Raw genomic sequence first — 20095 nt, 5'->3', positions numbered from 1 at the left:
GGCCGTCATGACTGCCGCCCGTATCGACGTCATCGATGCCGCCCTGCCGCAGACCCAGTGCGGCAAGTGCGGCCATGACGGCTGCCGCCCCTATGCCGAGGCCATCGTCGCCGGCGAGGCGATCAACAAGTGCCCGCCCGGCGGCGAGCGGACCCTGCACCAGTTGGCCGCGCTCACCGGACAACCGGCGCTGCCGCTGGAGCGCCCGGCCGAATCGCCGCAGGTGGCGGTGATCCGCGAGGACGAGTGCATCGGCTGCACCAAGTGCATCCAGGCCTGCCCGGTGGATGCCATCCTCGGCGCGGCCAAGCGCATGCACACGGTGATCGAGGCCGAGTGCACCGGCTGCGAGCTGTGCGTGGCGCCCTGCCCGGTGGACTGCATCGACATCCTGCCCCACCCGGACTGGGAGGCTGCCGACACGCCGGCCGCGCAGGATGCGTTCCTCGCCCGGCGTGCCGCGCTCGGCCGGCAACGCCACGCGGCCCGCGAGGCACGCCTGGCCCGCGAGGCCGAGACCCGCCGGGCCCGACGCCGCGCATTGCAGGCGCGCAGCACCCCCGCCGAACCGGCGACCACCACGGCCGACGATACTCGACGGCTCAAGACCCAGCGCGTGACCCTGAACGCGGCACTCAAGCGCCTGGAGCGCCAACGCCGCGAGCTCGAGGCCGACACGCCCTCGGCCCGCGAACTGGAAACGCGCATCGCCGACCATCGCGAACAGCTGGCGGCACTCGATCGCCGTCTCGCCGAACAGGCTTCCGCGCCGCAGTCCGCCGATGCTCGTCCGCATCGTCAGCGCATGGCAGTGCGGGCCGCGGAACAGGCCCTGCGTCGCGCCCGCGCCCAGCTCGCCCACGCCGAACGCCAGAACGATGCCGAGGCCATCGCCGGCGCCCGGGCCCAGTGCGAACAGGCCCGGGCCATGCTCGACACCGCCAGGAACGGAACCGCATGAACGCCCAGAAACGCCATGCCATCTTCGCGCGGCTACGCGAGCACAACCCCGAGCCCACCACCGAGCTGAACTGGTCGACGCCGTTCGAGCTGCTCACTGCCGTGCTGCTCTCGGCGCAGGCCACCGACGTGGGTGTCAACAAGGCCTGTGCCCGGCTGTTCCCGGTGGCCAACACGCCGCAGGCGATTCTCGACCTGGGCCTCGACGGCCTGAAGGCGCACATCAAGACCATCGGCCTGTACAACACCAAGGCCGAGAACCTGATGAAGACCTGTCGCCTCCTGATCGACCGGCACGACGGCGAAGTACCGCGAACCCGTGCGGCGCTGGAGGCGCTGCCCGGGGTCGGTCGCAAGACCGCCAACGTGATTCTCAACACCGCCTTCGGCGAGCCGACCATCGCCGTGGACACGCATATCTTCCGGGTCGCCAACCGCACCGGACTCGCCCGTGGCAAGGACGTGGTCGAGGTCGAGCAGAAACTGATGCGCCACGTGCCGACGGAGTTCCGCCAGGACGCCCACCACTGGCTGATCCTGCACGGCCGCTACACCTGCGTGGCGCGCAAGCCGCGCTGCGGCAGCTGCGTGATCGAGGATCTCTGCGAGTATCCGGACAAGACCGAGCCGGCCTGATCGGCCGGATACGGGCACAGGGCCCCGCTCAGCCCCCTCGCAACCGCTCGATCTCGTCCATCAGTTCCAGCGCCAGCGCCGCCCCGGCCAGGTTGACGCCCAGCTCCCGCTGCAGGCGCAGCGCCACGCGCGCCCGGATCAGGTGGCGGCCGGAAAAGTGCCACTGCTGCGGCAGGGACCCGCCGGGCGTCAGGATGCCCTCGTCGACCAGCTCGATGATCGCCTCGGCATGCACCGCGCAGGCGCGGCTGAGATCGGCCAGGGTCAGCGTCTCCTGCTCCTCGAGAATCACGCCGCTCAGGGGTTGCGAACGATCGACCATGCTCATCCTCCCAGCCCGGCACGCGGCTTGAAATCGGCGAAATGGGCCGCCAGGGCCCGGTAGGCGTCGCGGTCCGCGTCGCCGTCGACGGGCGGCTGCACGATCTTCAGCACCACCAGGAAGTCACCCGGGCGCGCCGCGGGCAGACCACGCCCACGAATGCGCAGCCGGGCCCCGTTGCGCGCATTGGCGGGAATCTTCAGTTCCACGCTGCCGGTGGGCGTGGGCACCGTGACCGGCCCGCCCAGCGCCGCCTCCCAGGGCGCCACCGGCAGGTCGAGATAGACGTCGTGCCCGTCCAGGCGATACAGCACATGGGGCCGGAATGCCACTTCCAGGTACAGGTCACCGGCCTTGCCCTGGCCGTGCCCCGGCTCGCCCTGCCCCGCCAGGCGGATGTGCTGCCCGGGGGCGATGCCCCGGGGTACGGTGACGCTGAGCTTGCGCTCGTGCCAGCTGACCCGCCCGTGAGCGTCGTGCTCGGGCAGGCGCAGGGTGATCACATGGGTGGCGCCGTGATAGCTGTCCTCCAGGTCGATCTCGAGCCGGGCGTGGCGATCCTCGCCATGAGCATGGAAACCGCCACGCCGGCCGCCCGGGGCAAAGCCGTGGCCGAACAGGGTCTCGAAGAAGTCGCTGAACCCGGCGGCATCCTGTTCGGTGAAGCCGCCGCCGGAGAATGCGAAACCGGCATCCCAGTCCGGCGGCGGGCGGAACTCCTCGCCCGGCTGCCACTGGCGCCCCAGCTGATCGTAGGCGGCCCGCTTTTCCGGATCCTTGAGCACCTCGTAGGCCTCGCCCAGTTCCTTGAACCGGACCTCGGCATCCGGCTCCTTGCTGACATCGGGGTGATACTTGCGCGCCAGCTTGCGGTAGGCCCGCTTGATCGCCTCCTGGGAGGCGTCCTTCTCCACGCCGAGAACGTGATAGTAGTCCTTGAATTCCATGGCCGCCCTCTGCCCTCGGGACGACCGGAAGGCCCTCCCCGACAGGCAGCATGGCGCGACTTGCCGAGAGACGCCTTGACGCGGATCAAGCCGTGTCCGGTCGCGGGCGCAGCCCCAGGACCTCGCCATAGGCCGAGCGCCAGGCAGGCCATTGCCACTGGCGGGCATCCGGCAGCGGCGGCCGGCTGGCGGGATCGGTCAGCCAGCCACGCAGCCGCGCGACCAGGCTCTCGACATCCCCCAGGTAGCGGCAGGCGTCGGGATAGTAGTCGGGAAAGCACAGCCGGTCGGGCACCAGCGGCAGGCAGCCGCGGGTGACCGCCTCCATGATCGCCAGCCCCTGGAACTCGTGGTCGGTGGTGGACACCACGATATCGGCGGCATCGAGCATGGCCGCATAGTCCGCCGCGGGCTGCTCGCCCCAGCACACGATGCGCTCGCCCAGCCAGGCCCGCGCCGTGTCGAAGACCGCCGGCCGATCCCGGAACTGCTGCCCCATCACCGCCACCTCGAAGTCGATGCCCTCGGCGACGAGCCGCTCGAGCGCGGCGAAGAACGCTTCGGGATTCTTGTCGTATTCCCAGCGATGGTTCCAGACGATGCGACGCCCCCGGCCCGCCGGCCGAACCGCCTGATCGGGCAGCGGCACGGGGAGCACATGGGCATGCGCGGCCAGCCGCGACAGCCACGGCTCGAGCGGCAGCCGGTCCGGCATGCGAGAAAGGAAGTCGCGGGCACCGGCCACCAGGCTGTCGCGGTTGTAGGCACTGTTGAACACCACCACGTCCGCCGCCAATGCCGCATAGAGGTTGACCATCATCGGCTCGGGGCGCAGAACCTGGCGCGAGGAGCGCGGGAAGGCGAACTGGTTCTCGTGGAAGTAGACCACCTTGCGGGCCTGCGCCAGCGACGGACAGAGGCCGACCAAGGTGGCCAGGTCGACCATCGAGGTGGCGACCACGAGGTCGAACGACTGCTCCAGCACCGCGTGATTGGCAAGCCGCCACATCAGCGGGTTGCCTCGCACCCGCCACTGGAAGTGGCGCGGCGGCAGTTCCAGGCGCTGCCAGTCGATTTCCGGGAATGCCTGTTCCAGACCGTCGGCCCAGAAACGGTGGCTGGCGGCGGCATAGGCAGAGAGCAGCAGGGCCTTCACGGGCGAGTCCTCGGCAAATGACCGGCAAGCTACCCGAGCCCGCCGCCGCTTGCAAAGCCGCCGGTCAGCCCGGCCGGATTACAGGGTAAACTCGCCGCCGCGCTCCACGGCTCGCCGATAGGCGGGGCGTGCCTTGAGGCGGCCCAGCCAGTCGCGCAGCGCCGGGCGCTCGCCCAGGCCGCCGCGGGCGTCCCGGGCCAGCGCCGGGAAGCTCATCTGAATGTCGGCCGCACTGAAGGCCTCGCCGGCCAGCCAATCCGATGCCGTCAGGGTCTGTTCCCAGTAGTCCAGATGGGTCCTGATCTGGGGCTCCAGATACCGCGAGGCGACGCCACGGCCCAGCAACCGGCCGAACGGTCGCACCAGCGCCGGCACCGGGGGCTTGCCGAGCCGGGTGAAGACCAGCGACATCACCAGCAGCGGCATGGCGGAGCCCTCGGCATAATGCAGCCAGTAGCGGTACGCGCGGTGCGCCGGGGTCCCCGGCGGCGGCATCAGCCGGCCGTCCGGGTCATGGGCGTCTATCAGGTAGTCGATGATCGCGCCGGACTCGGCCAGCGTCACCTCGCCGTCGACGATCACCGGCGACTTGCCCAGCGGGTGCACCTGCTTGAGCGACGCCGGCGCCAGCAGTGTCTCGGGGTCCCGGGTGTAGGGAACCACCGTGTAGTCGAGCGCGAGCTCCTCGAGCAGCCAGAGCACCCGCTGCGAGCGGGAATTTTCCAGATGGTGCACTTCGAGCATGACAGGGCCTCGCGAGATCGACATGACGGTTCTTGACCCTAGCGCATTGCCACTCGAGCGGATACCACCGGCCGAAAACGCGGCGACCCCGTCTGCGAGGAGGCAGACGGGGTCGTCAATACGGCAAGCCGTGATGATCAGTGGTGCGAGGCGAAGATCTCGTCCCCCAGGTCATCGATGAACCGCTGGGCCTTTTCCAGGGTCAACTCGACGCAGGCCTCCCGGGAGCCGACGGTGTCGGAGCGCTCGAAACGATGCTCGAGCGTCTCGCCCCCCTCGACCGGCTTGCGGATCCAGCCGCTGACCCGATACTGCCCGCCCGCATCCTGCGGGTCGGGCGTGATCAGATAGCTGCGATACTCGGTGGCAGGAATCTCCTCGTCATTGACGTTGCCACTGCGGAACAATCCGTCGATCAGCTTCTTGAGCATGTCGCCTCCTCACGGAGCCTTCCGGGCGCCGGACATCCCGGAAGGACGCTCTCAGTTGGCGCTGCGACCCTTGCCGGCGGCAATCCGCAGGCGCAGCGCGTTGAGCTTGATGAAGCCTTCGGCATCCTTCTGATTATAGGCGCCGGCATCATCCTCGAAGGTGGCGATCGACTCGTCGAACAGCGATTCGTCGGACTTGCGACCCACCACGGTGGCACTGCCCTTGTAGAGCTTCATGCGCACCACGCCGTTGACGTGGGTCTGGGTCTCGTCGATCGCCGCCTGCAGCATCCGGCGTTCCGGGCTCCACCAGTAGCCGTTGTAGATCACTTCGGCGTACTTGGGCATCAGCTCGTCCTTGAGGTGCGCGGCCTCGCGGTCGAGGGTGATCGACTCGATGGCGCGGTGGGCACGCAGCATGATGGTGCCCCCCGGGGTCTCGTAGCAGCCGCGCGACTTCATGCCCACGTAGCGGTTCTCGACGATGTCGAGGCGGCCGATGCCGTTGTCGCCGCCCAGCTGGTTGAGGCGCGACAGCACCTCGTGCGGCGCCAGGCGCTCGCCGTCGATGGCGACGATGTCGCCCTGCTCGAAGGTCAGCTCGATGTAGGTCGGCTGATCCGGGGCCGCCTCGGGCGAGACGCTCCAGCGCCACATGTCCTCCTCGGCCTCGGCCCACGGATCCTCGAGGATGCCGCCCTCGTAGGAGATGTGCAGCAGGTTGGCATCCATGGAGTACGGCGACTTCTTCTTGCTCTTGGAGAAGTCGACCGGAATCTCGTGCTGTTCGCAGTAGGCCATGAGCTTCTCGCGGGAGGTCAGGTCCCATTCGCGCCACGGCGCGATCACCTTGACCCCCGGCTTGAGCGCATAGGCGCCGAGCTCGAAGCGCACCTGATCGTTGCCCTTGCCGGTGGCCCCGTGGGAGATGGCATCGGCGCCGGTCTCGTTGGCGATCTCGATCAGCCGCCTGGCGATCAGCGGCCGGGCGATCGAGGTCCCCAGCAGGTATTCGCCCTCGTAGATGGTGTTGGCGCGGAACATCGGATAGACGTAGTCGCGGACGAACTCCTCGCGCAGGTCCTCGATGTAGATCTCCTTGACTCCCAGCGCCTGGGCCTTGGCCCGCGCCGGCTCGACCTCCTCGCCCTGACCGATGTCCGCGGTGAAGGTCACCACTTCGCAATCGTAGGTTTCCTGCAACCACTTGACGATCACGGAGGTGTCCAGGCCGCCGGAATAGGCGAGGACTACCTTTTTCACATCGGACATCGGGGGCTCCTTCTGATTCTTGCGCTTGGCAACATGGGACGTCGACGGTGACGCGCCGACGCACGACGATTCCGCGATTATAGCGCCCCGGCCGAGTGGCGAACACCGCCGTTGGGGACGCCAACCGTGCAAAATGCTAGACTCTCGCGCTATGCAACGCGGGACGACCGCGGGGAATCGACTCAGGACGGGAGAGAGGCATGACCGAGGCGAACGCCCAAGGGCTGTTGTCCCAGCGTTTTCGAAGTTTCCTGCCGGTGGTGGTGGACCTGGAAACCGGCGGTTTCAACGCCGAGCGTGATGCCATTCTGGAGATCGCCGCGGTCACGCTGACCATGGACGCCCAGGGCAACCTGATGCCGGACGCCACCTACGCCTTTCATGTCGAGCCCTTCGAGGGAGCCAACATCGACCAGGCGGCACTGGACTTCACCGGCATCGACCTCGACAACCCCCTGCGTCGGCGTGTGGCCAAGGCCGAAGCCGACGCCCTGGGCGAGATCTTCCGGCCCGTGCGCAAGGCCATCAAGTCGGAAGGCTGCACGCGGGCCGTGCTGGTGGGCCACAATGCGGCCTTCGATCACGGCTTTCTCAACGCCGCCGTCAATCGCTGCGGCATCAAGCGCAACCCCTTCCATCCCTTTTCGAGCTTCGATACCGCCAGCCTGGCCGGCCTGGTGTACGGCCAGACCGTGCTGGCCCGCGCCTGCCGTGCCGCGGGTATCGACTTCGACAATGCCGCCGCCCACTCGGCGCGCTACGACACGGAGCGCACCGCAGAGCTGTTCTGCGCCATCGTCAACCGCTTCAAGGACCTCGGCGGCTGGGATCTGGCCCAGCGTGAACAGGGCATGGAGGACTGAGGCCAACTCCCGTTCGAAAACACGAACGCCCCGCCATAATGGCGGGGCGTTGCGCATCCGGGCGGCGCCGGAGGGAGCGAATGATCGCTCAGGCGTCGTTCTGCTCGGCACCGGCCTTGGCGGCCGTTTCCTTGATCAGGGTTTCCAGCTCGCCACTCTGGTACATCTCGACGACGATGTCGCAGCCGCCGACCAACTCGCCCTCGACCCACAGCTGCGGAAAGGTCGGCCAGTTGGCGTACTTTGGCAGCTCGGCGCGGATGTCGGGATTGTCGAGGATATTGACGAAGGCGAAGCGCTCGCCACAGGCCATCAGCGCCTGCACGGTCTGGGCGGAGAAGCCGCACTGCGGCAACTGGGGCGTGCCCTTCATGTAGAGCAGGATCGGGTTTTCACGGATCTGCTGCTGGATGTTCTCGAGCGTGGTACTCATCGCGTCTTCCTTGCCGGGGCACCGTCATGTCACGGGTGCCGCGTTGCCGGTGAATGATTGCGTGGCCCCTCATTCTACGCGCGCCGCCGCGCGAAAACAGCCCCATGGCGTCCCGGCCACGACGCTGCGCGACAGGCTGCATTGCGCACCGTCGCGGGTCTGGCTAGGATGATCGTTTTTTCGCGCGGCCGGCTCTCGACTCCGGCCGGGGCGCCGAGGTGCAGACAGACCAGCCCCTCGGCGCCCTTTTCGTTAGGGAAACACTGTATAAATGGCTGCGCGGGAAAATCACTTCGTTGTGCGGTGCGCGGAATCCTCACCTATACCCCATAGGCTCCGGTTCCTGTGCGCCGTACGCCTCGTGCTTTACGCCGCTCGCCGATTTATTCAGCGCTTCCTTAGCGGCTTGCCGATGACAGGAGCTTGCCATGGCCACACGTCACTTTCTGACCCTGCTGGACCTCACCCCGGACGAACTGACTCACCTGATCCGCCGGGCGATCACCATCAAGAACGGCCTGAAGACCCACGGTCCGACCTACACGCCGTTCTCCAACCGCACCCTGGCGATGATCTTCGAGAAATCGTCGACCCGCACCCGGGTGTCGTTCGAGACGGCGATGGCCCAGTTCGGCGGGCACGCCCTGTTCCTGTCCCCGCGTGACACCCAGCTGGGCCGCGGCGAGCCCATCGCCGACACCGCCCGCGTGCTTTCCGAGATGGTCGATGCGGTGATGATCCGCACCTTCTCCCACGCCGGCCTGGAAACCTTCGCCGCCGCCAGCACGGTGCCGGTGATCAACGCCCTGACCGACGACTACCACCCCTGCCAGCTGCTGGCCGACGTGATGACCTGGACCGAATGCCGGGGCTCGGTACGCGGCAAGACCGCCGTGTGGATCGGCGACGGCAACAACATGTGCCACTCGTGGATCAATGCCGCCCGCCAGTTCGACTTCCAGCTGCGCATCTGCTGCCCGGAGGGTTACGACCCCGACCCGGCGATCCTCGCCGCCGCCGGCGAACGCGTCACGATCCTGCGCGACCCGCAACAGGCGGTGGACGGCGCCGACCTGGTGACCACCGACGTCTGGGCCTCGATGGGCCAGGAAGAGGAACAGGCCCGGCGCGAGCAGGCCTTCCGCGGCTTTCAGGTGACCGAAGCCCTGCTCGACCGGGCCGCCGGGGATGCCCTGTTCCTGCACTGCCTGCCCGCGCACCGGGGCGAGGAGATCAGCGAGACGCTGCTCGACGATCCGCGTGCCGTGGTCTGGCAGGAAGCCGGCAACCGGCTTCACGCCCAGAAGGCGCTGCTCGAGTTCCTGCTGCTGGGTCGCGTCGAGTAAACCGCGTGCCTGGTCGGCTTACGCATTTCAACCTTGTGCTGACGATTCGCTACAGACGCGACGGGACACGCCAACCACGCTGAAAACTGCGTATCGGCCAGGGAAGGCAGCGCGCTCCGGGAAAACGGCGTGACGTCCCGGCCGGCACGCGGGGCAGCAATCCCGAAGCCAGCGGAGGAGGCGAACGATGACAGCGGAAGTCCAGGTAGTAGCACACGACGACGAATGGGGCGTCCGCCAGGGCGACACCGAGCACGGCGAGGAACAGTTCTCGAGCCCTGCCGAGGCGATCGCCCACGGGCGGGCCATGGCCGAACGCGACGCCGTCGACCTGGTGATTCACGGCCCGCATGGCACGGTGCGCGAGAAGCCCGGCCGGGAGGATACCGAGCACGGCGACTGAGCCGTCGACCCCGCCCGGCTGCGGCCGGGCGACACGTGCGGCCTGCCCCGTCGCTCCCGGGCGCCACAGGCATCGTCACATGGCCGGAGGCATAAAAAAGGACCGCCAACATGGGCGGTCCAGGTACGCAGGGAACTGAAGGGTCACGAACATTCCGGGACTGGCGGAATGTCGAAGGGGCAAAGCCCCGCAACGACGCCGGTCTCGGGCGTCGCTCATTGCAGCCCCGCCGAGGGCGGGACGCCGCAATTCGGGTGGCATCCTTGCCGGGGAGTCCTTTCCCGAAGCACCTTTCCATGCCCGAAGGCGGTGCCATCTCATCGCAACCTGAGTCACACATCGCAGTGAACGGCAAGGAAGGGAGTGAAGCGCCCGGGGGAGCGCTTGCTGCCTCGCCTTCCCGTTCACCCAATATATTGCCAAAGGCGTGCCAATAAATACTTTAAACCAATTAAATCAATAACTTGAAAAGAAACTCCGAATCCGGCGGCCGACCGGCACGGCCCTGTCGGGCAATGGAGTGTTGCCAAACGACGACTGGCGGACCGTGTACCGGCCAGACGCCCGGCCTCCCCCGAAAAACCCTTTTAAAACAGTCATCTGAAATGTCCCTCGTTGGCGACACTCCGCGGTTTCCCCTTGACGGGGGCTTCGCCCCGCGCTGTCGAACCTGACGACATTCCGCACGAGTTGGACGACACTGGGAGGACCATTGGCAACACACCCGGAGGAGAAGCCATGCCGAGAGAGGATCTGACAGGCCAGGGCGTCTACCGGCTCAGCGACGGCAAGCTGATCAAGCGCTGCAACACGCTCCATGAACTCATCCACACGGGCGAGAGCACCCCGAGCGATGATGCGACCTTTCTCGATCGCGCCGGCTTCACGCCGCTCGAGCAGATCGCGGGTGCCTACACGATCCACGTAGCCAGCCCCGACATCGAGGTGGGCAGTGCCTACCGGGAAGGCGTGGAGGGCATTCGCTACCTGATTCTGGTCACCCCTGATCCGCAGGCGCATTTCTATATCATGGTGGGTGACAGCCTGGCGGAATACCTGGAGATTCTGGAACTGCTGAAACCGCTGGCCTGGCACAAGCGGCAGGCCAGCGCCCCGGAGTGAGTCGCAGGGATCCGGGCGACTCGAGACATCCACCCCGAACAAGCAAGGAGCGCTTGTGAACTTTCATTCTCACGCCCTGATTCTGACGATCAAGATCATTGCCCGCTGCGGCTATATCGCCAAGGGCATCGTCTACCTGATTGTCGGCGGCCTGGCCAGCCTGGCCGCCGCCGACCTGGGCGGCCGCAACGCCGGCACCAAGGAAGCCATCACGCAGCTGGCCACCCAGCCCTTCGGTGGCGTGATGCTCGCCCTGCTGGGCCTCGGCCTGCTGGCCTACGCCCTGTGGCGACTCATCCAGGTACTGCTGGATACCGAGCATCTGGGACATGGGCTACGCGGGCTCGTCACGCGGGCGGGATTTTTGATCAGCGGCGGCATCTATGCCGGTCTGGCACTGTATTGCGCCAACCTGCTGCGCAACGCCGCGACCGGCAACACCTCGACCACCGACCGCACGGCGGAACTGATGAGCCATCCCGGCGGCGTGCTGCTGGTACTGGCGATCGGCATCGGCTTTGCCGGCGTGGGCATTCGCCAGATCTGGCGAGCGGTCAGGCGCTCGTATCTCAAGAACTGGCACATGATCGAGATGAGTGATGCCCAGCAACACCTGGCCGAAGCCGCCACTCGCTGGGGGCTGAGCGCCCGGGGCGTGGTCTTCCTGATCATCGGCGGCTTCCTGGTCGTCGCCGCCATCCAGACCAACCCCAGTCAGGCCCAGGGCCTGGGCGGCGCCTTGAACGTGCTGGCCCGCCAGCCCTTCGGCCCCTGGCTGCTGGGCGTGGTCGCGCTCGGCCTGGTGGCCTATGCGATCTACTGCTTCGTCAATGCGCGTTTTCGCGACGTGACCCCCTGAACGCATCGGGCCCGCAGGAAAGCGGGCCCGATGCTACGCCAGACACTGCCCTCAGCTCATCAGCATGGCGCCACCGGCGCCGGCGATGGCAGCGCCCAGACCGCGTAGCCAACGCTGGTCGTGCCGCGCAAGCCAGCTGCCCAGCAGCCTCCCGCCGGTGGTGATCGACACACTGGCGATCAAGAAGCCCGTGGCATAGAACAGCGCCGAAGCGCCCGGCGCCAGCTCGCTGCCGTGGGCATGGCCGTGCAACAGGATGAAGGCGCTCACCAGCGCCCCGCCGGCCAGCGTCGGCAGCCGTACCAGGCTGGCGGCCAGGATACCGGCCAGCAGCACGCTGGAAGCGATGCCGAATTCGACGCCCATCAGCGGCACGCCGGCCCAGGCGAGGCCGGCACCGGCCAGCATTCCGATGGCGATGAGCACAGGCATGGCCCGGCGCAACCCCGGCCCCTGGCGAACGCTCCACAGCCCGATGGCGAACATCGCCAGCAGATGATCGAGCCCGGTCAGCGGGTGCAGCAAGCCGGCCAGGAAGCTGCCCCCGTGGGTATGCCCCAGGGCGCCGGAGTGAGCAAGTGCCGCAGAACTGGCCAGCAGCGCCGCCGGGGCCAGCAGCCAGCTCAGGTGGCGCGATGAATGAACGTGCGATGACATGTCGAACTCCTTGTCGGATGAAACGGAGTCACTTGGCGGTCGTGGTTTCCGAGCCAGTGATGGCTTCCTCGGCAGGTCGGCGCTCCGGTGGCCGGCAATCCGGCGGCCGGCGCTCCGGCAGCATGCCGCGCTCGAGGATGAAGGCGATGATGGTCTCGAGCCCTACCCCATCGTGCAGGTTGGTGAACACGAACGGCCGCTCGCCGCGCATCGTGCGGGCATCGCGATCCATCACCTCCAGCGAGGCGTGGACATACTCAGCGATATCGATCTTGTTGATGATCAGCAGGTCCGACTTGGTGATGCCGGGCCCCCCCTTGCGCGGGATCTTGTCGCCGGCCGAGACGTCGATCACGTAGAGCGTGAGATCGGAGAGTTCGGGACTGAAGGTCGCCGAGAGGTTGTCGCCACCGGACTCGACCAGGACCAATTCCAGATCGGGATGGCGCGCCTGGAGGTCATCGATCGCCGCGAGGTTCATCGAGGCATCCTCGCGGATTGCGGTATGCGGACAGCCGCCAGTCTCGACACCGAGGATGCGATCTGCCGGCAGCGCCTCGTTATTGAGCAGGAAGTCGGCATCCTCGCGGGTATAGATGTCGTTGGTGACCACCGCGATATCATAATGCTCGCGCAGCGCCAGGCAGATCTGCTTGAGCAGGGCCGTCTTGCCGGAGCCCACCGGGCCGCCGACGCCGACACGCAGGCAATGGGTCATGGCGTTAACTCCTTGTGTGGAAATTTTTCAACTTCGAAACAGTCGTGAGTACTGTGTCTCGTGCAGCGCGCTGGCCAGCGCGAGTCCTGGCAACGCCGGGCCCAGCTCATCGTCTTCCAGGGTGAGCGCGGTCTCGACTGCCTCGGCGAGGCGCGGACGCAGGCGCTCGATGATCCGCTGCGCCGCAGTCTGCCCGAGCGGCAGTGCCTTGCAGGCCACAGCCAGCTGGTTCTCGAGCCAGGCCCAGGCGAAGCCCAGCAGCGTCTCCTCGACGGCCACGCCGCGCTGCTCGGCAGCAGCGGCAAACATCACCACATAGCCCGGCGTCTCGGGCAGCGGTGCCGTCCGAGGCAACAGCTCCAGGTTGCCCAGCAGACGCACCAGCGCCACCCCCAGGCGCCGCTCCTCCTCGAGCAGTTCGGCGGTTTCCCGATTGGCGGCGAACCAGGCGTTCCAGTACGCCAGCGCCTCGCCATCGCCCCGCGACCAGGCGCGTTGGGCACGCGCCAGCACCGGCAGTTCACAGCGTGTCAGGCCATCGTCGAGCACCCCGTCGATCCAGGCCTCGAGCGAGGCCTCGTCGCGGACCCAGTCGAGCTCGAAGGCACTCTCCAGCCCCTGTGACCAGGCGAAGGCACCGATCGGCAATGCGGGGCTGACCAGTTGCAGCAGGCCGACCAGCGCCAGCGGGTCGCGCGGCGCCTCAGTGGGCATGGCCATGCGACCGCTCATGGTCGTGATCTTGGGAATGGCCGTGGCCGTGGCCATGCGAATGCCCGTGAGAATGTCCCCCGAGCGTATAGGCACCGGGCTCGGGATCGAACGGCGCCTCATGATGCTCGATCTGCGCGCCCAGCCGTTGCGCCAGCTCCTCCAGCACGTGATCCGGCGCGAAGCGCACCCAGCCCTGGCGGTCGTCGCCGCCAAGCGCCAGCGTCACGTGCCGGTTGCCCAGGTGATAGGCGAGCCGCGCCAGCGGCAGGCCGGCGTCTACCCGGGCGGTGGCGACCGGTTCGGGAGCGGCGACGATCCGCACGATCTCGCCGCTCTCGGCCCGGAGCCCTTCGCCGTCGCGCAGCACCGGCCCGCGATCCAGAAACAGTCCCAGATCGCGCCCGCCATCACTGGTGGCCCGCAGGCGCCCGCGGATGCGCAGCTCATAGGTCAACGTCAGTGTGTCAATCGCCTCGCTCGCGGCGACGGGGCCCAGACGCTCGATCAGTTTCAGCATGGCGTACTCCAATCGTCGGCCACGGAGTGCGAGTCGCCTCCGTGGCTCGGTGTCAGAACAGGTGGTAGCGCTGCGCCAGCGGCAGCTCGGTGGCCGGCTCGCAGGTCAGCAGTTCGCCGTCGCAGCGCACCTCGTAGGTCTGGGGATCGACCTCGAGCTGCGGGCAGGCGTCGTTCAGCTTCATGTCGCCCTTGCGCACGCCGCGTACGTTCCGGCACGCCGAGAGCCGGCTCGCCAGGCCCAGCCGGTCCTTGAGCCCGGCGTCGATCGAGGCCTGACTGACGAAGCTCAGGCGCGTCGCGCTGGCCGCCTTGCCGAAGGCACCGAACATCGGCCGGTAGTGCACCGGCTGCGGGGTGGGGATCGAGGCGTTGGCATCGCCCATCGGCGCGGCGGCGATCATTCCGCCCTTGACGATCAGTGCTGGCTTGACGCCGAAGAAGGCCGGCGACCAGAGCACCAGGTCGGCGAGCTTGCCGACTTCCACCGAACCGACCTCATGGGCGATGCCGTGGGTGATCGCCGGGTTGATGGTGTACTTGGCGATGTAGCGCCGGGCGCGAAGATTGTCGGCGCCGCGCTCGGCGTCTTCCGGCAGCAGCCCGCGCTGGACCTTCATCTTGTGCGCGGTCTGCCACGTCCGGCAGATCACCTCGCCGACCCGGCCCATGGCCTGGGAGTCCGAGGCGATCATCGAGATCACCCCCAGGTCGTGGAGAATGTCCTCGGCGGCGATGGTCTCGCGACGGATGCGCGAGTCGGCGAAGGCCACGTCTTCCGGGATGTTCGGGTCCAGGTGATGACAGACCATCAGCATGTCGAGATGCTCGTCGATGGTATTCACCGTGTAGGGCCGCGTGGGATTGGTCGACGACGGCAGCACGTAGTCCCTGGAACAGGCGGTGATGATATCCGGCGCGTGACCGCCCCCCGCCCCTTCGGTGTGGTAGGTGTGGATGCCACGCCCCTTGAACGCCGCCAGGGTATCTTCGACGAAGCCCGACTCGTTGAGCGTGTCGGTGTGGATGGCGATCTGCACGTCGTAACGCTCGGCCACGCTCAGGCAGTTGTCGATCGACGCCGGCGTGGTGCCCCAGTCCTCGTGGAGCTTGAGCCCCATGGCGCCGGCCTCGAGCTGGGCTTCCAGCGCCTCGGGCAGGCTGGCGTTGCCCTTGCCCAGCAGACCGATGTTCATGGGCAGTTCGTCGACCGCCTGGAGCATGGCGCCGATGTGCCAGGCCCCCGGCGTGCAGGTGGTGGCGTTCGACCCCGTGGCCGGGCCGGTTCCGCCACCAAGCATGGTGGTCACGCCGCTCATCAGCGCCTCTTCCACCTGCTGGGGGCAGATGAAGTGGATGTGCGCATCGATGCCACCGGCGGTGAGGATCTTGCCCTCGCCGGCGATGATCTCGGTGCCGGGGCCGATGACGATATCGACGTCCGGCTGGGTGTCGGGGTTGCCGGCCTTGCCGATAGCGTCGATGCGCCCACCCTGAATCCCCACGTCGGCCTTGACGATGCCCCACCAATCGAGAATCAGCGCATTGGTGATCACGGTGTCCATCACCGCGTCGTCGTGGCGTTGGCTCTGGCCCATGCCGTCGCGGATCACCTTGCCGCCGCCGAACTTCACCTCGTCGCCGTAATGGGTGTGGTCGGTCTCGACCTCGATCCACAGCTCGGTGTCGCCGAGGCGGACCCGGTCTCCCACGGTCGGGCCGTACATGTCGGCATAGGCCTCCCGGGTGATTTTCATGATGTCGCTCCTTGATCCAGGCTGCCCATGCATTCCCCGCGAAAGCCGTAGACATGCCGACGACCGACGTAGGGAATCAGCGTGACCTCGCGACTTTGGCCAGGCTCGAAGCGAATCGCCGTGCCCGCGGCCACGTCGAGACGATACCCCCGCGCCTTGTCGCGATCGAAGACCAGCGCCGGGTTGGCCTCGGCGAAGTGGTAGTGCGAGCCGATCTGGACCGGCCGGTCGCCGGTATTGGCGACCTCGACGGTGATTCGCTCGCGTCCCGCGCAGAGCTCGATCTCGCCGTCCTTCAACTGATATTCACCGGGAATCATGGCGAGCTCCTTAGACAATCGGGCTATGGACGGTGACCAGTTTGGTACCATCGGGGAACGTCGCCTCGACCTGCACCTCGTCGATCATTTCCGCCACGCCGTCCATCACGTCGTCGCGGGTCAGGATCTCGCGGCCGTAGCTCATCAGCTCGGCGACGCTTCTGCCGTCGCGGGCGCCCTCGAGGATCTCGAAGCTGATCAGGGCCACGGCCTCCGGGTAGTTGAGCTTGAGACCACGATTGCGGCGGCGCTCGGCAAGCTGTGCGGCGGAAAACAGCAGCAGCTTGTCCTTGTCGCGGGGCGTCAGTTCCATGGGAAGCGTTCCTCTCGTCAATAGGCTGGCGTGATTGATTCTGGTGTGTTCTCAGGTGGCCCAGATGCGCGGCGCGTGGGCCTCGCGGCCGACGAGGCGCGGGCGCAGGCACTCCCAGGTGCGCTGGCAGAGCTCCCAGGCGGCGTTGCGGGAATCGCCGAGATAGCGCAGCAGCAGCACGTCGTTGCGCTGGGTCGCCGCCCAGCACACTGACGCGGGCAGCGCCTCGCGCAGGGCCTCGACGGCCGAGCGCGGGTCGTCGAGGCCCACCGCCCACAAGGTGGCCTGTACCGTCGCCCCGCCCTGCCCCCAGCACCCGTGAAAACGCGGATGCTGAGGGTCGAGAGGCTGTCGCTCCAGCCACAACGGCAGACCGTCACGCATCAGGCGAAAGTGCTGCTCGACCCGCCCGCTTTCGAACGGGAGCCGGCTGGCCGGACGGCCCAGGGCCATGATTTCCCACCCCAGGCAGCGGGCGTCACCGGTGAGCTCGATGGTCGTCGACTGGCTGCCGCGCGAGCCGTCGAAGGCCAGCGTCTCCTGCGGCAGCCACTCCAGCATGCCCCCCTCGGCGACCGTCAACCGGGCGTGCTGGCTCCAGCTCACGCCCTGGCTGTCGGCCCGGTAGAGCTTGGCGGCGGCCGGCGTGGTGAGTAGCGCGTGGGCATCGCGAGCGACAGCCACGTCGATGGCCAGCGCGTCCCCGCTTACCAGCCCGCCGGGCGGATGCAGCAGATAGACGTGGCTCGGCGCATTCGCCTCTCGCCCTTCCGGGTAGAAGGGGCGCTGGACCCGCAACGGGCCTTCGTGGCGCGCCCTGACCAGCCGTGTCCCGCGCTTGCCAGCGGCGAAGCCCAGTTCGAGCGAGGCCGCCCAGCGCCGCTCGGCGTCGAAGCGATGCCCCGAGTCGTGATGGGCGACAGCGCGTCCAGCCGGGATGAGATCGGGAAATAGCGTCATACGGTCAGGTGCCGTTTGATCAGGTCGTCGCCGAGTTCGTCGATGGCGCCCTGTGCCACCGGCCGGCCGCGATCGAGAATCACGAAGCGATCGGCGTACTTGCGCACGAAGGGCAGCTTCTGCTCGGCGAGCAGGACGGTCATGCCATCCTCGCGGTTGAGCCGGCGGATCACCTCGCCGATCTCGGCGACGATGTTGGGCTGGATGCCCTCGCCCGGCTCGTCGAGGATCAGCAGCCGCGGCTCGAGCACCAGGGCGCGGCCGATCGCCAGCTGCTGCTGCTGGCCGCCGGAGAGATCGCCGCCACGGCGATGGCGCATCTCCTTCAGCACCGGGAACAGCTCGTAGATGCGAGCCGGGATCACACGTTTGCCGTCGCGGCGCGCGGCCAGCCCGGTGCGCAGGTTCTCCTCCACCGTCAGCAGCGGGAAGATCTGTCGTCCCTGGGGGACGTAGCCGATGCCCAGCCGCGAGCGATCCTCGACACGCCGCCGGGTCAGCGGTATCTCCCCGTCATAGGTGAGCTCGCCGCTGGTCACCGGCACCTCGCCCATCACGCACTTGAGCAGCGTGGTCTTGCCCACGCCATTGCGGCCCATCACGCAGGTGCATTGCCCGCCGGGCACGTCGAGCGAGAGATCCCACAGGGTATGGCTCTCGCCGTAGAACTGGTTGAGGGTATCGATCGCCAGCATCACGCCTCCTCCCCGAGATAGACCTCGACGACCCGAGGGTCGCTTGCGACCTGATCCATGCTGCCCTCGGCCAGCACGCTGCCCTGATGCAGCACCGTGACCTTGCGGGCGATCGAGCGCACGAAGCCCATGTCATGCTCGACCACCACCACCGACTGCTTGCCGGCCAGGCTGGTGAGCAACTCGCCGGTACGTTCCATCTCCTGCTCGGTCATGCCCGCCACCGGCTCGTCGACCAGCAGCAGTCGCGGGCGCTGCATCAGCAGCATGCCGATTTCCAGCCACTGCTTCTGACCGTGGGAAAGGATTCCCGCCGGGCGTCGGCGTGCCGCCTCGAGGCCGATCAGCGAGAGTACCTCGTCGATGCGATCGCGGGCCTCGCCGTCGAGCCGCGCGGTGAGCGTCGACAGGACCCGCTTGTCGGCGCTCATCGCCAGCTCCAGGTTCTCGAACACGCTGAGTGCCTCGAACACCGTGGGCTTCTGGAACTTGCGGCCGATCCCCAGGGTGGCGATCTCGGGCTCGTTCAGGGTCAGCAGGTTGTGCCGGCTGCCGAACCACACCTGCCCCCGGTCGGGCCGCGTCTTGCCGGTGATGATGTCCATCATGGTGGTCTTGCCGGCGCCGTTGGGGCCGATGATGCAGCGCAGCTCGCCGTCGTCGATGGTCAGGTCGAGCGCGTTGATCGCCTTGAAGCCGTCGAAGCTGACGCTGACATCCTCGAGATAGAGGATCGGCCCGTGGCGCACGTCGACCGGCGACTCCCTGGGGATCAGGAAGTCGAAGACCCGGTCGCGGTCGGCCAGTGATTGCAGGATGCTCATGCCATCGCCTCCTTGCCCGTCGTCTCGTCATCATGGCGCGCCCCGCGCCGGCGCCACTGCATCAGGCCCGCCAGGCCACGCGGCAACAGCACCGTGCAGACCACGAACAGCCCGCCCAGGGCGAACAGCCAGGCATCGGGCATCACCCCGGTGAATACCGTCTTGGCATAGTTGACCAGAATCGCCCCGATCACCGCGCCGTAGAGCGTGGCACGGCCGCCCAGCGCCACCCAGACGACGATCTCGATGGAGAACAGCGGCGAGAACTGGCTGGGATTGATGATCCCCACCTGCGGCACGTAGAGCGCCCCGGCGACGCCGGCGAGCATCGCCGAGACGACGAACACGAACAGCTGCACGCGCTCGACCCGGTAGCCGATGAAGCGCACCCGCGCCTCGGCATCGCGGGCGGCCACGCAGACCCGCCCCAGCTTGCTGGCGACGATCGCCCGACACAGCCAGTAGCCGAGGCCCAGCGCCACGCCGGAGGCCAGGAACAGGCCCAGGCGCGTGCCGTCGGCGCTGATCGGAAAGCCCAGCAGTTCCTTGAAGTCGGTGAGGCCGTTGTTGCCGCCGAAGCCCATCTCGTTGCGGAAGAACGCCAGCATCAGCGCGAAGGTCAGCGCCTGGGTGATGATCGACAGATAGACCCCGGTGACCCGCGAGCGGAACGCCAGGAAGCCGAACACCAGCGCCAGCACCCCGGGGGCCAGCAGCACCATCAGGAAGGCGAACCCGGCCATGTCGAAGCCCTGCCAGTACCACGGCAGGTGATCCCAGTTGAGGAACACCATGAAGTCCGGCAGCACCGGGTCGCCGTAGACACCGCGGTCACCGATCTGACGCATCAGGTACATGCCCATGGCATAGCCGCCGAGGGCGAAGAAGGCGCCGTGACCGAGACTCAGGATGCCCAGATAGCCCCACACCAGGTCGACCGCCACGGCGAGCAGCGCATAGCACAGATACTTGCCGAGCAGCGCCACCGTGTAGGTCGAGACATGCAGGGGGTTGGCCACCGGCAGCGCCAGATTGAGCACGCAGACCACCGCCAGGGCCGCGATCAGCACGCCGACGAAGCATTGCGTCGAGCGCTCCGTGGCCGGCTTGAGAAACCAGTTCATGGC

25 protein-coding genes are annotated in these 20095 nt (G+C 67.5%); 7 read left to right on the top strand and 18 right to left on the bottom strand.

Translation table 11 applies throughout. The features are described 5' to 3' along the window. The first annotated feature begins 7 nt into the window (after positions 1-7). Together ACTCB7_RS08420 and nth are read left to right on the top strand one after the other, a co-directional pair. Positions 8-961 (top strand): RnfABCDGE type electron transport complex subunit B, encoded by a 954-nt coding sequence (locus ACTCB7_RS08420; RefSeq protein WP_463006302.1) that lies wholly within the window; start codon positions 8-10, stop codon positions 959-961. After that, positions 958-1596: an endonuclease III gene (nth, locus tag ACTCB7_RS08415; RefSeq protein ID WP_463006301.1), complete on the top strand. Its 639-nt coding sequence runs from the start codon at positions 958-960 to the stop codon at positions 1594-1596. Before ACTCB7_RS08420 ends, nth begins: the two co-directional genes overlap by 4 nt. Before the next feature lie 28 nt (positions 1597-1624). Here the strand turns inward: nth and ACTCB7_RS08410 are convergent, their stop codons facing one another. The 6 genes from ACTCB7_RS08410 to ACTCB7_RS08385 all read right to left on the bottom strand — a co-directional run bounded on the left by ACTCB7_RS08410 (position 1625) and on the right by ACTCB7_RS08385 (position 6468). After that, positions 1625-1918, bottom strand: a complete 294-nt coding sequence (locus ACTCB7_RS08410; RefSeq protein ID WP_224415116.1) for a chaperone modulator CbpM — start codon at positions 1916-1918, stop codon at positions 1625-1627. Positions 1919-1920: 2 nt separating this feature from the next. Then, on the bottom strand, positions 1921-2865 hold the full coding sequence (locus ACTCB7_RS08405; protein WP_463006300.1) for a DnaJ C-terminal domain-containing protein: 945 nt from the start codon (positions 2863-2865) through the stop codon (positions 1921-1923). Between the two features lie 85 nt (positions 2866-2950). Further along, positions 2951-4021: a tRNA-queuosine alpha-mannosyltransferase domain-containing protein gene (locus ACTCB7_RS08400; RefSeq protein ID WP_463006299.1), complete on the bottom strand. Its 1071-nt coding sequence runs from the start codon at positions 4019-4021 to the stop codon at positions 2951-2953. Between the two features lie 78 nt (positions 4022-4099). Beyond that, the gene (locus ACTCB7_RS08395) at positions 4100-4765 is read right to left on the bottom strand and encodes a glutathione S-transferase family protein (protein ID WP_163649328.1); all 666 of its coding nucleotides are present in this window, start codon (positions 4763-4765) and stop codon (positions 4100-4102) included. A 137-nt stretch (positions 4766-4902) separates the two neighbouring features. Next, positions 4903-5196: an HlyU family transcriptional regulator gene (locus ACTCB7_RS08390; RefSeq protein ID WP_224415118.1), complete on the bottom strand. Its 294-nt coding sequence runs from the start codon at positions 5194-5196 to the stop codon at positions 4903-4905. A 51-nt stretch (positions 5197-5247) separates the two neighbouring features. Continuing rightward, positions 5248-6468 carry an argininosuccinate synthase gene (locus tag ACTCB7_RS08385; protein WP_163649326.1) on the bottom strand — a complete coding sequence of 407 codons (1221 nt, stop codon included), beginning with the start codon at positions 6466-6468 and terminating at the stop codon, positions 5248-5250. Between the two features lie 200 nt (positions 6469-6668). Between ACTCB7_RS08385 and rnt the strand changes: the two genes are divergently transcribed. Then, on the top strand, positions 6669-7331 hold the full coding sequence (gene rnt / locus ACTCB7_RS08380) for a ribonuclease T (RefSeq protein WP_163649325.1): 663 nt from the start codon (positions 6669-6671) through the stop codon (positions 7329-7331). Positions 7332-7419: 88 nt separating this feature from the next. Here rnt and ACTCB7_RS08375 read toward each other — a convergent pair whose 3' ends face one another. After that, positions 7420-7764, bottom strand: a complete 345-nt coding sequence (locus ACTCB7_RS08375; RefSeq protein ID WP_163649324.1) for a Grx4 family monothiol glutaredoxin — start codon at positions 7762-7764, stop codon at positions 7420-7422. A 428-nt stretch (positions 7765-8192) separates the two neighbouring features. On the opposite strand from ACTCB7_RS08375, the gene argF reads away from it, so the two are divergent. The 4 genes from argF (at position 8193) to ACTCB7_RS08355 (ending at position 11494) form a co-directional block, all read left to right on the top strand. Beyond that, complete coding sequence (gene argF, locus ACTCB7_RS08370) at positions 8193-9110, top strand: ornithine carbamoyltransferase (protein ID WP_463006298.1); 918 nt, start codon at positions 8193-8195, stop codon at positions 9108-9110. Positions 9111-9297: 187 nt separating this feature from the next. Continuing rightward, positions 9298-9513: a DUF2188 domain-containing protein gene (locus ACTCB7_RS08365; protein ID WP_463006297.1), complete on the top strand. Its 216-nt coding sequence runs from the start codon at positions 9298-9300 to the stop codon at positions 9511-9513. A gap of 738 nt (positions 9514-10251) precedes the next feature. Continuing rightward, entirely contained in the window at positions 10252-10635 is a 384-nt protein-coding gene (locus ACTCB7_RS08360; protein ID WP_463006296.1) for a hypothetical protein, read from the top strand. A 55-nt stretch (positions 10636-10690) separates the two neighbouring features. Continuing rightward, positions 10691-11494, top strand: a complete 804-nt coding sequence (locus ACTCB7_RS08355; protein WP_463006295.1) for a DUF1206 domain-containing protein — start codon at positions 10691-10693, stop codon at positions 11492-11494. Between the two features lie 51 nt (positions 11495-11545). Here the strand turns inward: ACTCB7_RS08355 and ACTCB7_RS08350 are convergent, their stop codons facing one another. The 11 genes from ACTCB7_RS08350 to urtC are packed head-to-tail and all read right to left on the bottom strand — an operon-like array spanning position 11546 to position 20092. Next, entirely contained in the window at positions 11546-12151 is a 606-nt protein-coding gene (locus tag ACTCB7_RS08350) for a HupE/UreJ family protein (RefSeq protein WP_463006294.1), read from the bottom strand. A gap of 28 nt (positions 12152-12179) precedes the next feature. Beyond that, positions 12180-12869, bottom strand: coding sequence for an urease accessory protein UreG (gene ureG / locus ACTCB7_RS08345; protein WP_463006293.1), 690 nt, complete (start codon positions 12867-12869; stop codon positions 12180-12182). A gap of 27 nt (positions 12870-12896) precedes the next feature. Beyond that, positions 12897-13583: an urease accessory protein UreF gene (locus tag ACTCB7_RS08340; protein ID WP_463006397.1), complete on the bottom strand. Its 687-nt coding sequence runs from the start codon at positions 13581-13583 to the stop codon at positions 12897-12899. After that, the gene (gene ureE, locus ACTCB7_RS08335) at positions 13573-14100 is read right to left on the bottom strand and encodes an urease accessory protein UreE (RefSeq protein ID WP_463006292.1); all 528 of its coding nucleotides are present in this window, start codon (positions 14098-14100) and stop codon (positions 13573-13575) included. The genes ACTCB7_RS08340 and ureE overlap by 11 nt, the downstream gene beginning before the upstream one ends. Positions 14101-14152: 52 nt before the next feature. Then, positions 14153-15856 (bottom strand): urease subunit alpha, encoded by a 1704-nt coding sequence (gene ureC / locus ACTCB7_RS08330; protein WP_463006291.1) that lies wholly within the window; start codon positions 15854-15856, stop codon positions 14153-14155. Next, positions 15853-16176 carry an urease subunit beta gene (locus tag ACTCB7_RS08325; protein WP_463006290.1) on the bottom strand — a complete coding sequence of 108 codons (324 nt, stop codon included), beginning with the start codon at positions 16174-16176 and terminating at the stop codon, positions 15853-15855. Before ACTCB7_RS08325 ends, ureC begins: the two co-directional genes overlap by 4 nt. A 10-nt stretch (positions 16177-16186) precedes the next feature. Further along, the gene (locus ACTCB7_RS08320) at positions 16187-16489 is read right to left on the bottom strand and encodes an urease subunit gamma (RefSeq protein ID WP_463006289.1); all 303 of its coding nucleotides are present in this window, start codon (positions 16487-16489) and stop codon (positions 16187-16189) included. Positions 16490-16540: 51 nt separating this feature from the next. Further along, positions 16541-17449: an urease accessory protein UreD gene (locus ACTCB7_RS08315; protein ID WP_463006288.1), complete on the bottom strand. Its 909-nt coding sequence runs from the start codon at positions 17447-17449 to the stop codon at positions 16541-16543. Further along, positions 17446-18144 carry an urea ABC transporter ATP-binding subunit UrtE gene (gene urtE, locus ACTCB7_RS08310; RefSeq protein WP_463006287.1) on the bottom strand — a complete coding sequence of 233 codons (699 nt, stop codon included), beginning with the start codon at positions 18142-18144 and terminating at the stop codon, positions 17446-17448. The genes ACTCB7_RS08315 and urtE overlap by 4 nt, the downstream gene beginning before the upstream one ends. Then, complete coding sequence (urtD, locus tag ACTCB7_RS08305; protein WP_463006286.1) at positions 18144-18968, bottom strand: urea ABC transporter ATP-binding protein UrtD; 825 nt, start codon at positions 18966-18968, stop codon at positions 18144-18146. Before urtD ends, urtE begins: the two co-directional genes overlap by 1 nt. After that, positions 18965-20092: an urea ABC transporter permease subunit UrtC gene (gene urtC, locus ACTCB7_RS08300; protein WP_463006285.1), complete on the bottom strand. Its 1128-nt coding sequence runs from the start codon at positions 20090-20092 to the stop codon at positions 18965-18967. The genes urtD and urtC overlap by 4 nt, the downstream gene beginning before the upstream one ends. Positions 20093-20095: the final 3 nt, after the last annotated feature.

It is taken from the genome of Modicisalibacter sp., assembly GCF_055145905.1.
This window is presented reverse-complemented; position numbering and strand designations above follow the sequence as displayed.

Excerpts from the sequence above, each read along its gene's own strand:
- ACTCB7_RS08410 (WP_224415116.1), bottom strand. The coding sequence starts at position 1,918 with ATGGTCGATCGTTCGCAACCCCTGAGCGGCGTGATTCTCGAGGAGCAG.
- urtE (WP_463006287.1), bottom strand. The coding sequence starts at position 18,144 with ATGCTGGCGATCGATACCCTCAACCAGTTCTACGGCGAGAGCCATACC.
- ureE (WP_463006292.1), bottom strand. The coding sequence starts at position 14,100 with ATGCTGAAACTGATCGAGCGTCTGGGCCCCGTCGCCGCGAGCGAGGCG.
- ACTCB7_RS08350 (WP_463006294.1), bottom strand. The coding sequence starts at position 12,151 with ATGTCATCGCACGTTCATTCATCGCGCCACCTGAGCTGGCTGCTGGCC.
- ureC (WP_463006291.1), bottom strand. The coding sequence starts at position 15,856 with ATGAAAATCACCCGGGAGGCCTATGCCGACATGTACGGCCCGACCGTG.
- rnt (WP_163649325.1), top strand. The coding sequence starts at position 6,669 with ATGACCGAGGCGAACGCCCAAGGGCTGTTGTCCCAGCGTTTTCGAAGT.
- ACTCB7_RS08320 (WP_463006289.1), bottom strand. The coding sequence starts at position 16,489 with ATGGAACTGACGCCCCGCGACAAGGACAAGCTGCTGCTGTTTTCCGCC.
- ACTCB7_RS08360 (WP_463006296.1), top strand. The coding sequence starts at position 10,252 with ATGCCGAGAGAGGATCTGACAGGCCAGGGCGTCTACCGGCTCAGCGAC.
- ACTCB7_RS08340 (WP_463006397.1), bottom strand. The coding sequence starts at position 13,583 with ATGCCCACTGAGGCGCCGCGCGACCCGCTGGCGCTGGTCGGCCTGCTG.
- ACTCB7_RS08325 (WP_463006290.1), bottom strand. The coding sequence starts at position 16,176 with ATGATTCCCGGTGAATATCAGTTGAAGGACGGCGAGATCGAGCTCTGC.
- ACTCB7_RS08420 (WP_463006302.1), top strand. The coding sequence starts at position 8 with ATGACTGCCGCCCGTATCGACGTCATCGATGCCGCCCTGCCGCAGACC.
- ACTCB7_RS08375 (WP_163649324.1), bottom strand. The coding sequence starts at position 7,764 with ATGAGTACCACGCTCGAGAACATCCAGCAGCAGATCCGTGAAAACCCG.
- ACTCB7_RS08385 (WP_163649326.1), bottom strand. The coding sequence starts at position 6,468 with ATGTCCGATGTGAAAAAGGTAGTCCTCGCCTATTCCGGCGGCCTGGAC.
- urtD (WP_463006286.1), bottom strand. The coding sequence starts at position 18,968 with ATGAGCATCCTGCAATCACTGGCCGACCGCGACCGGGTCTTCGACTTC.
- ACTCB7_RS08405 (WP_463006300.1), bottom strand. The coding sequence starts at position 2,865 with ATGGAATTCAAGGACTACTATCACGTTCTCGGCGTGGAGAAGGACGCC.
- ACTCB7_RS08365 (WP_463006297.1), top strand. The coding sequence starts at position 9,298 with ATGACAGCGGAAGTCCAGGTAGTAGCACACGACGACGAATGGGGCGTC.
- ACTCB7_RS08390 (WP_224415118.1), bottom strand. The coding sequence starts at position 5,196 with ATGCTCAAGAAGCTGATCGACGGATTGTTCCGCAGTGGCAACGTCAAT.
- ACTCB7_RS08315 (WP_463006288.1), bottom strand. The coding sequence starts at position 17,449 with ATGACGCTATTTCCCGATCTCATCCCGGCTGGACGCGCTGTCGCCCAT.
- argF (WP_463006298.1), top strand. The coding sequence starts at position 8,193 with ATGGCCACACGTCACTTTCTGACCCTGCTGGACCTCACCCCGGACGAA.
- nth (WP_463006301.1), top strand. The coding sequence starts at position 958 with ATGAACGCCCAGAAACGCCATGCCATCTTCGCGCGGCTACGCGAGCAC.
- urtC (WP_463006285.1), bottom strand. The coding sequence starts at position 20,092 with ATGAACTGGTTTCTCAAGCCGGCCACGGAGCGCTCGACGCAATGCTTC.
- ACTCB7_RS08395 (WP_163649328.1), bottom strand. The coding sequence starts at position 4,765 with ATGCTCGAAGTGCACCATCTGGAAAATTCCCGCTCGCAGCGGGTGCTC.
- ureG (WP_463006293.1), bottom strand. The coding sequence starts at position 12,869 with ATGACCCATTGCCTGCGTGTCGGCGTCGGCGGCCCGGTGGGCTCCGGC.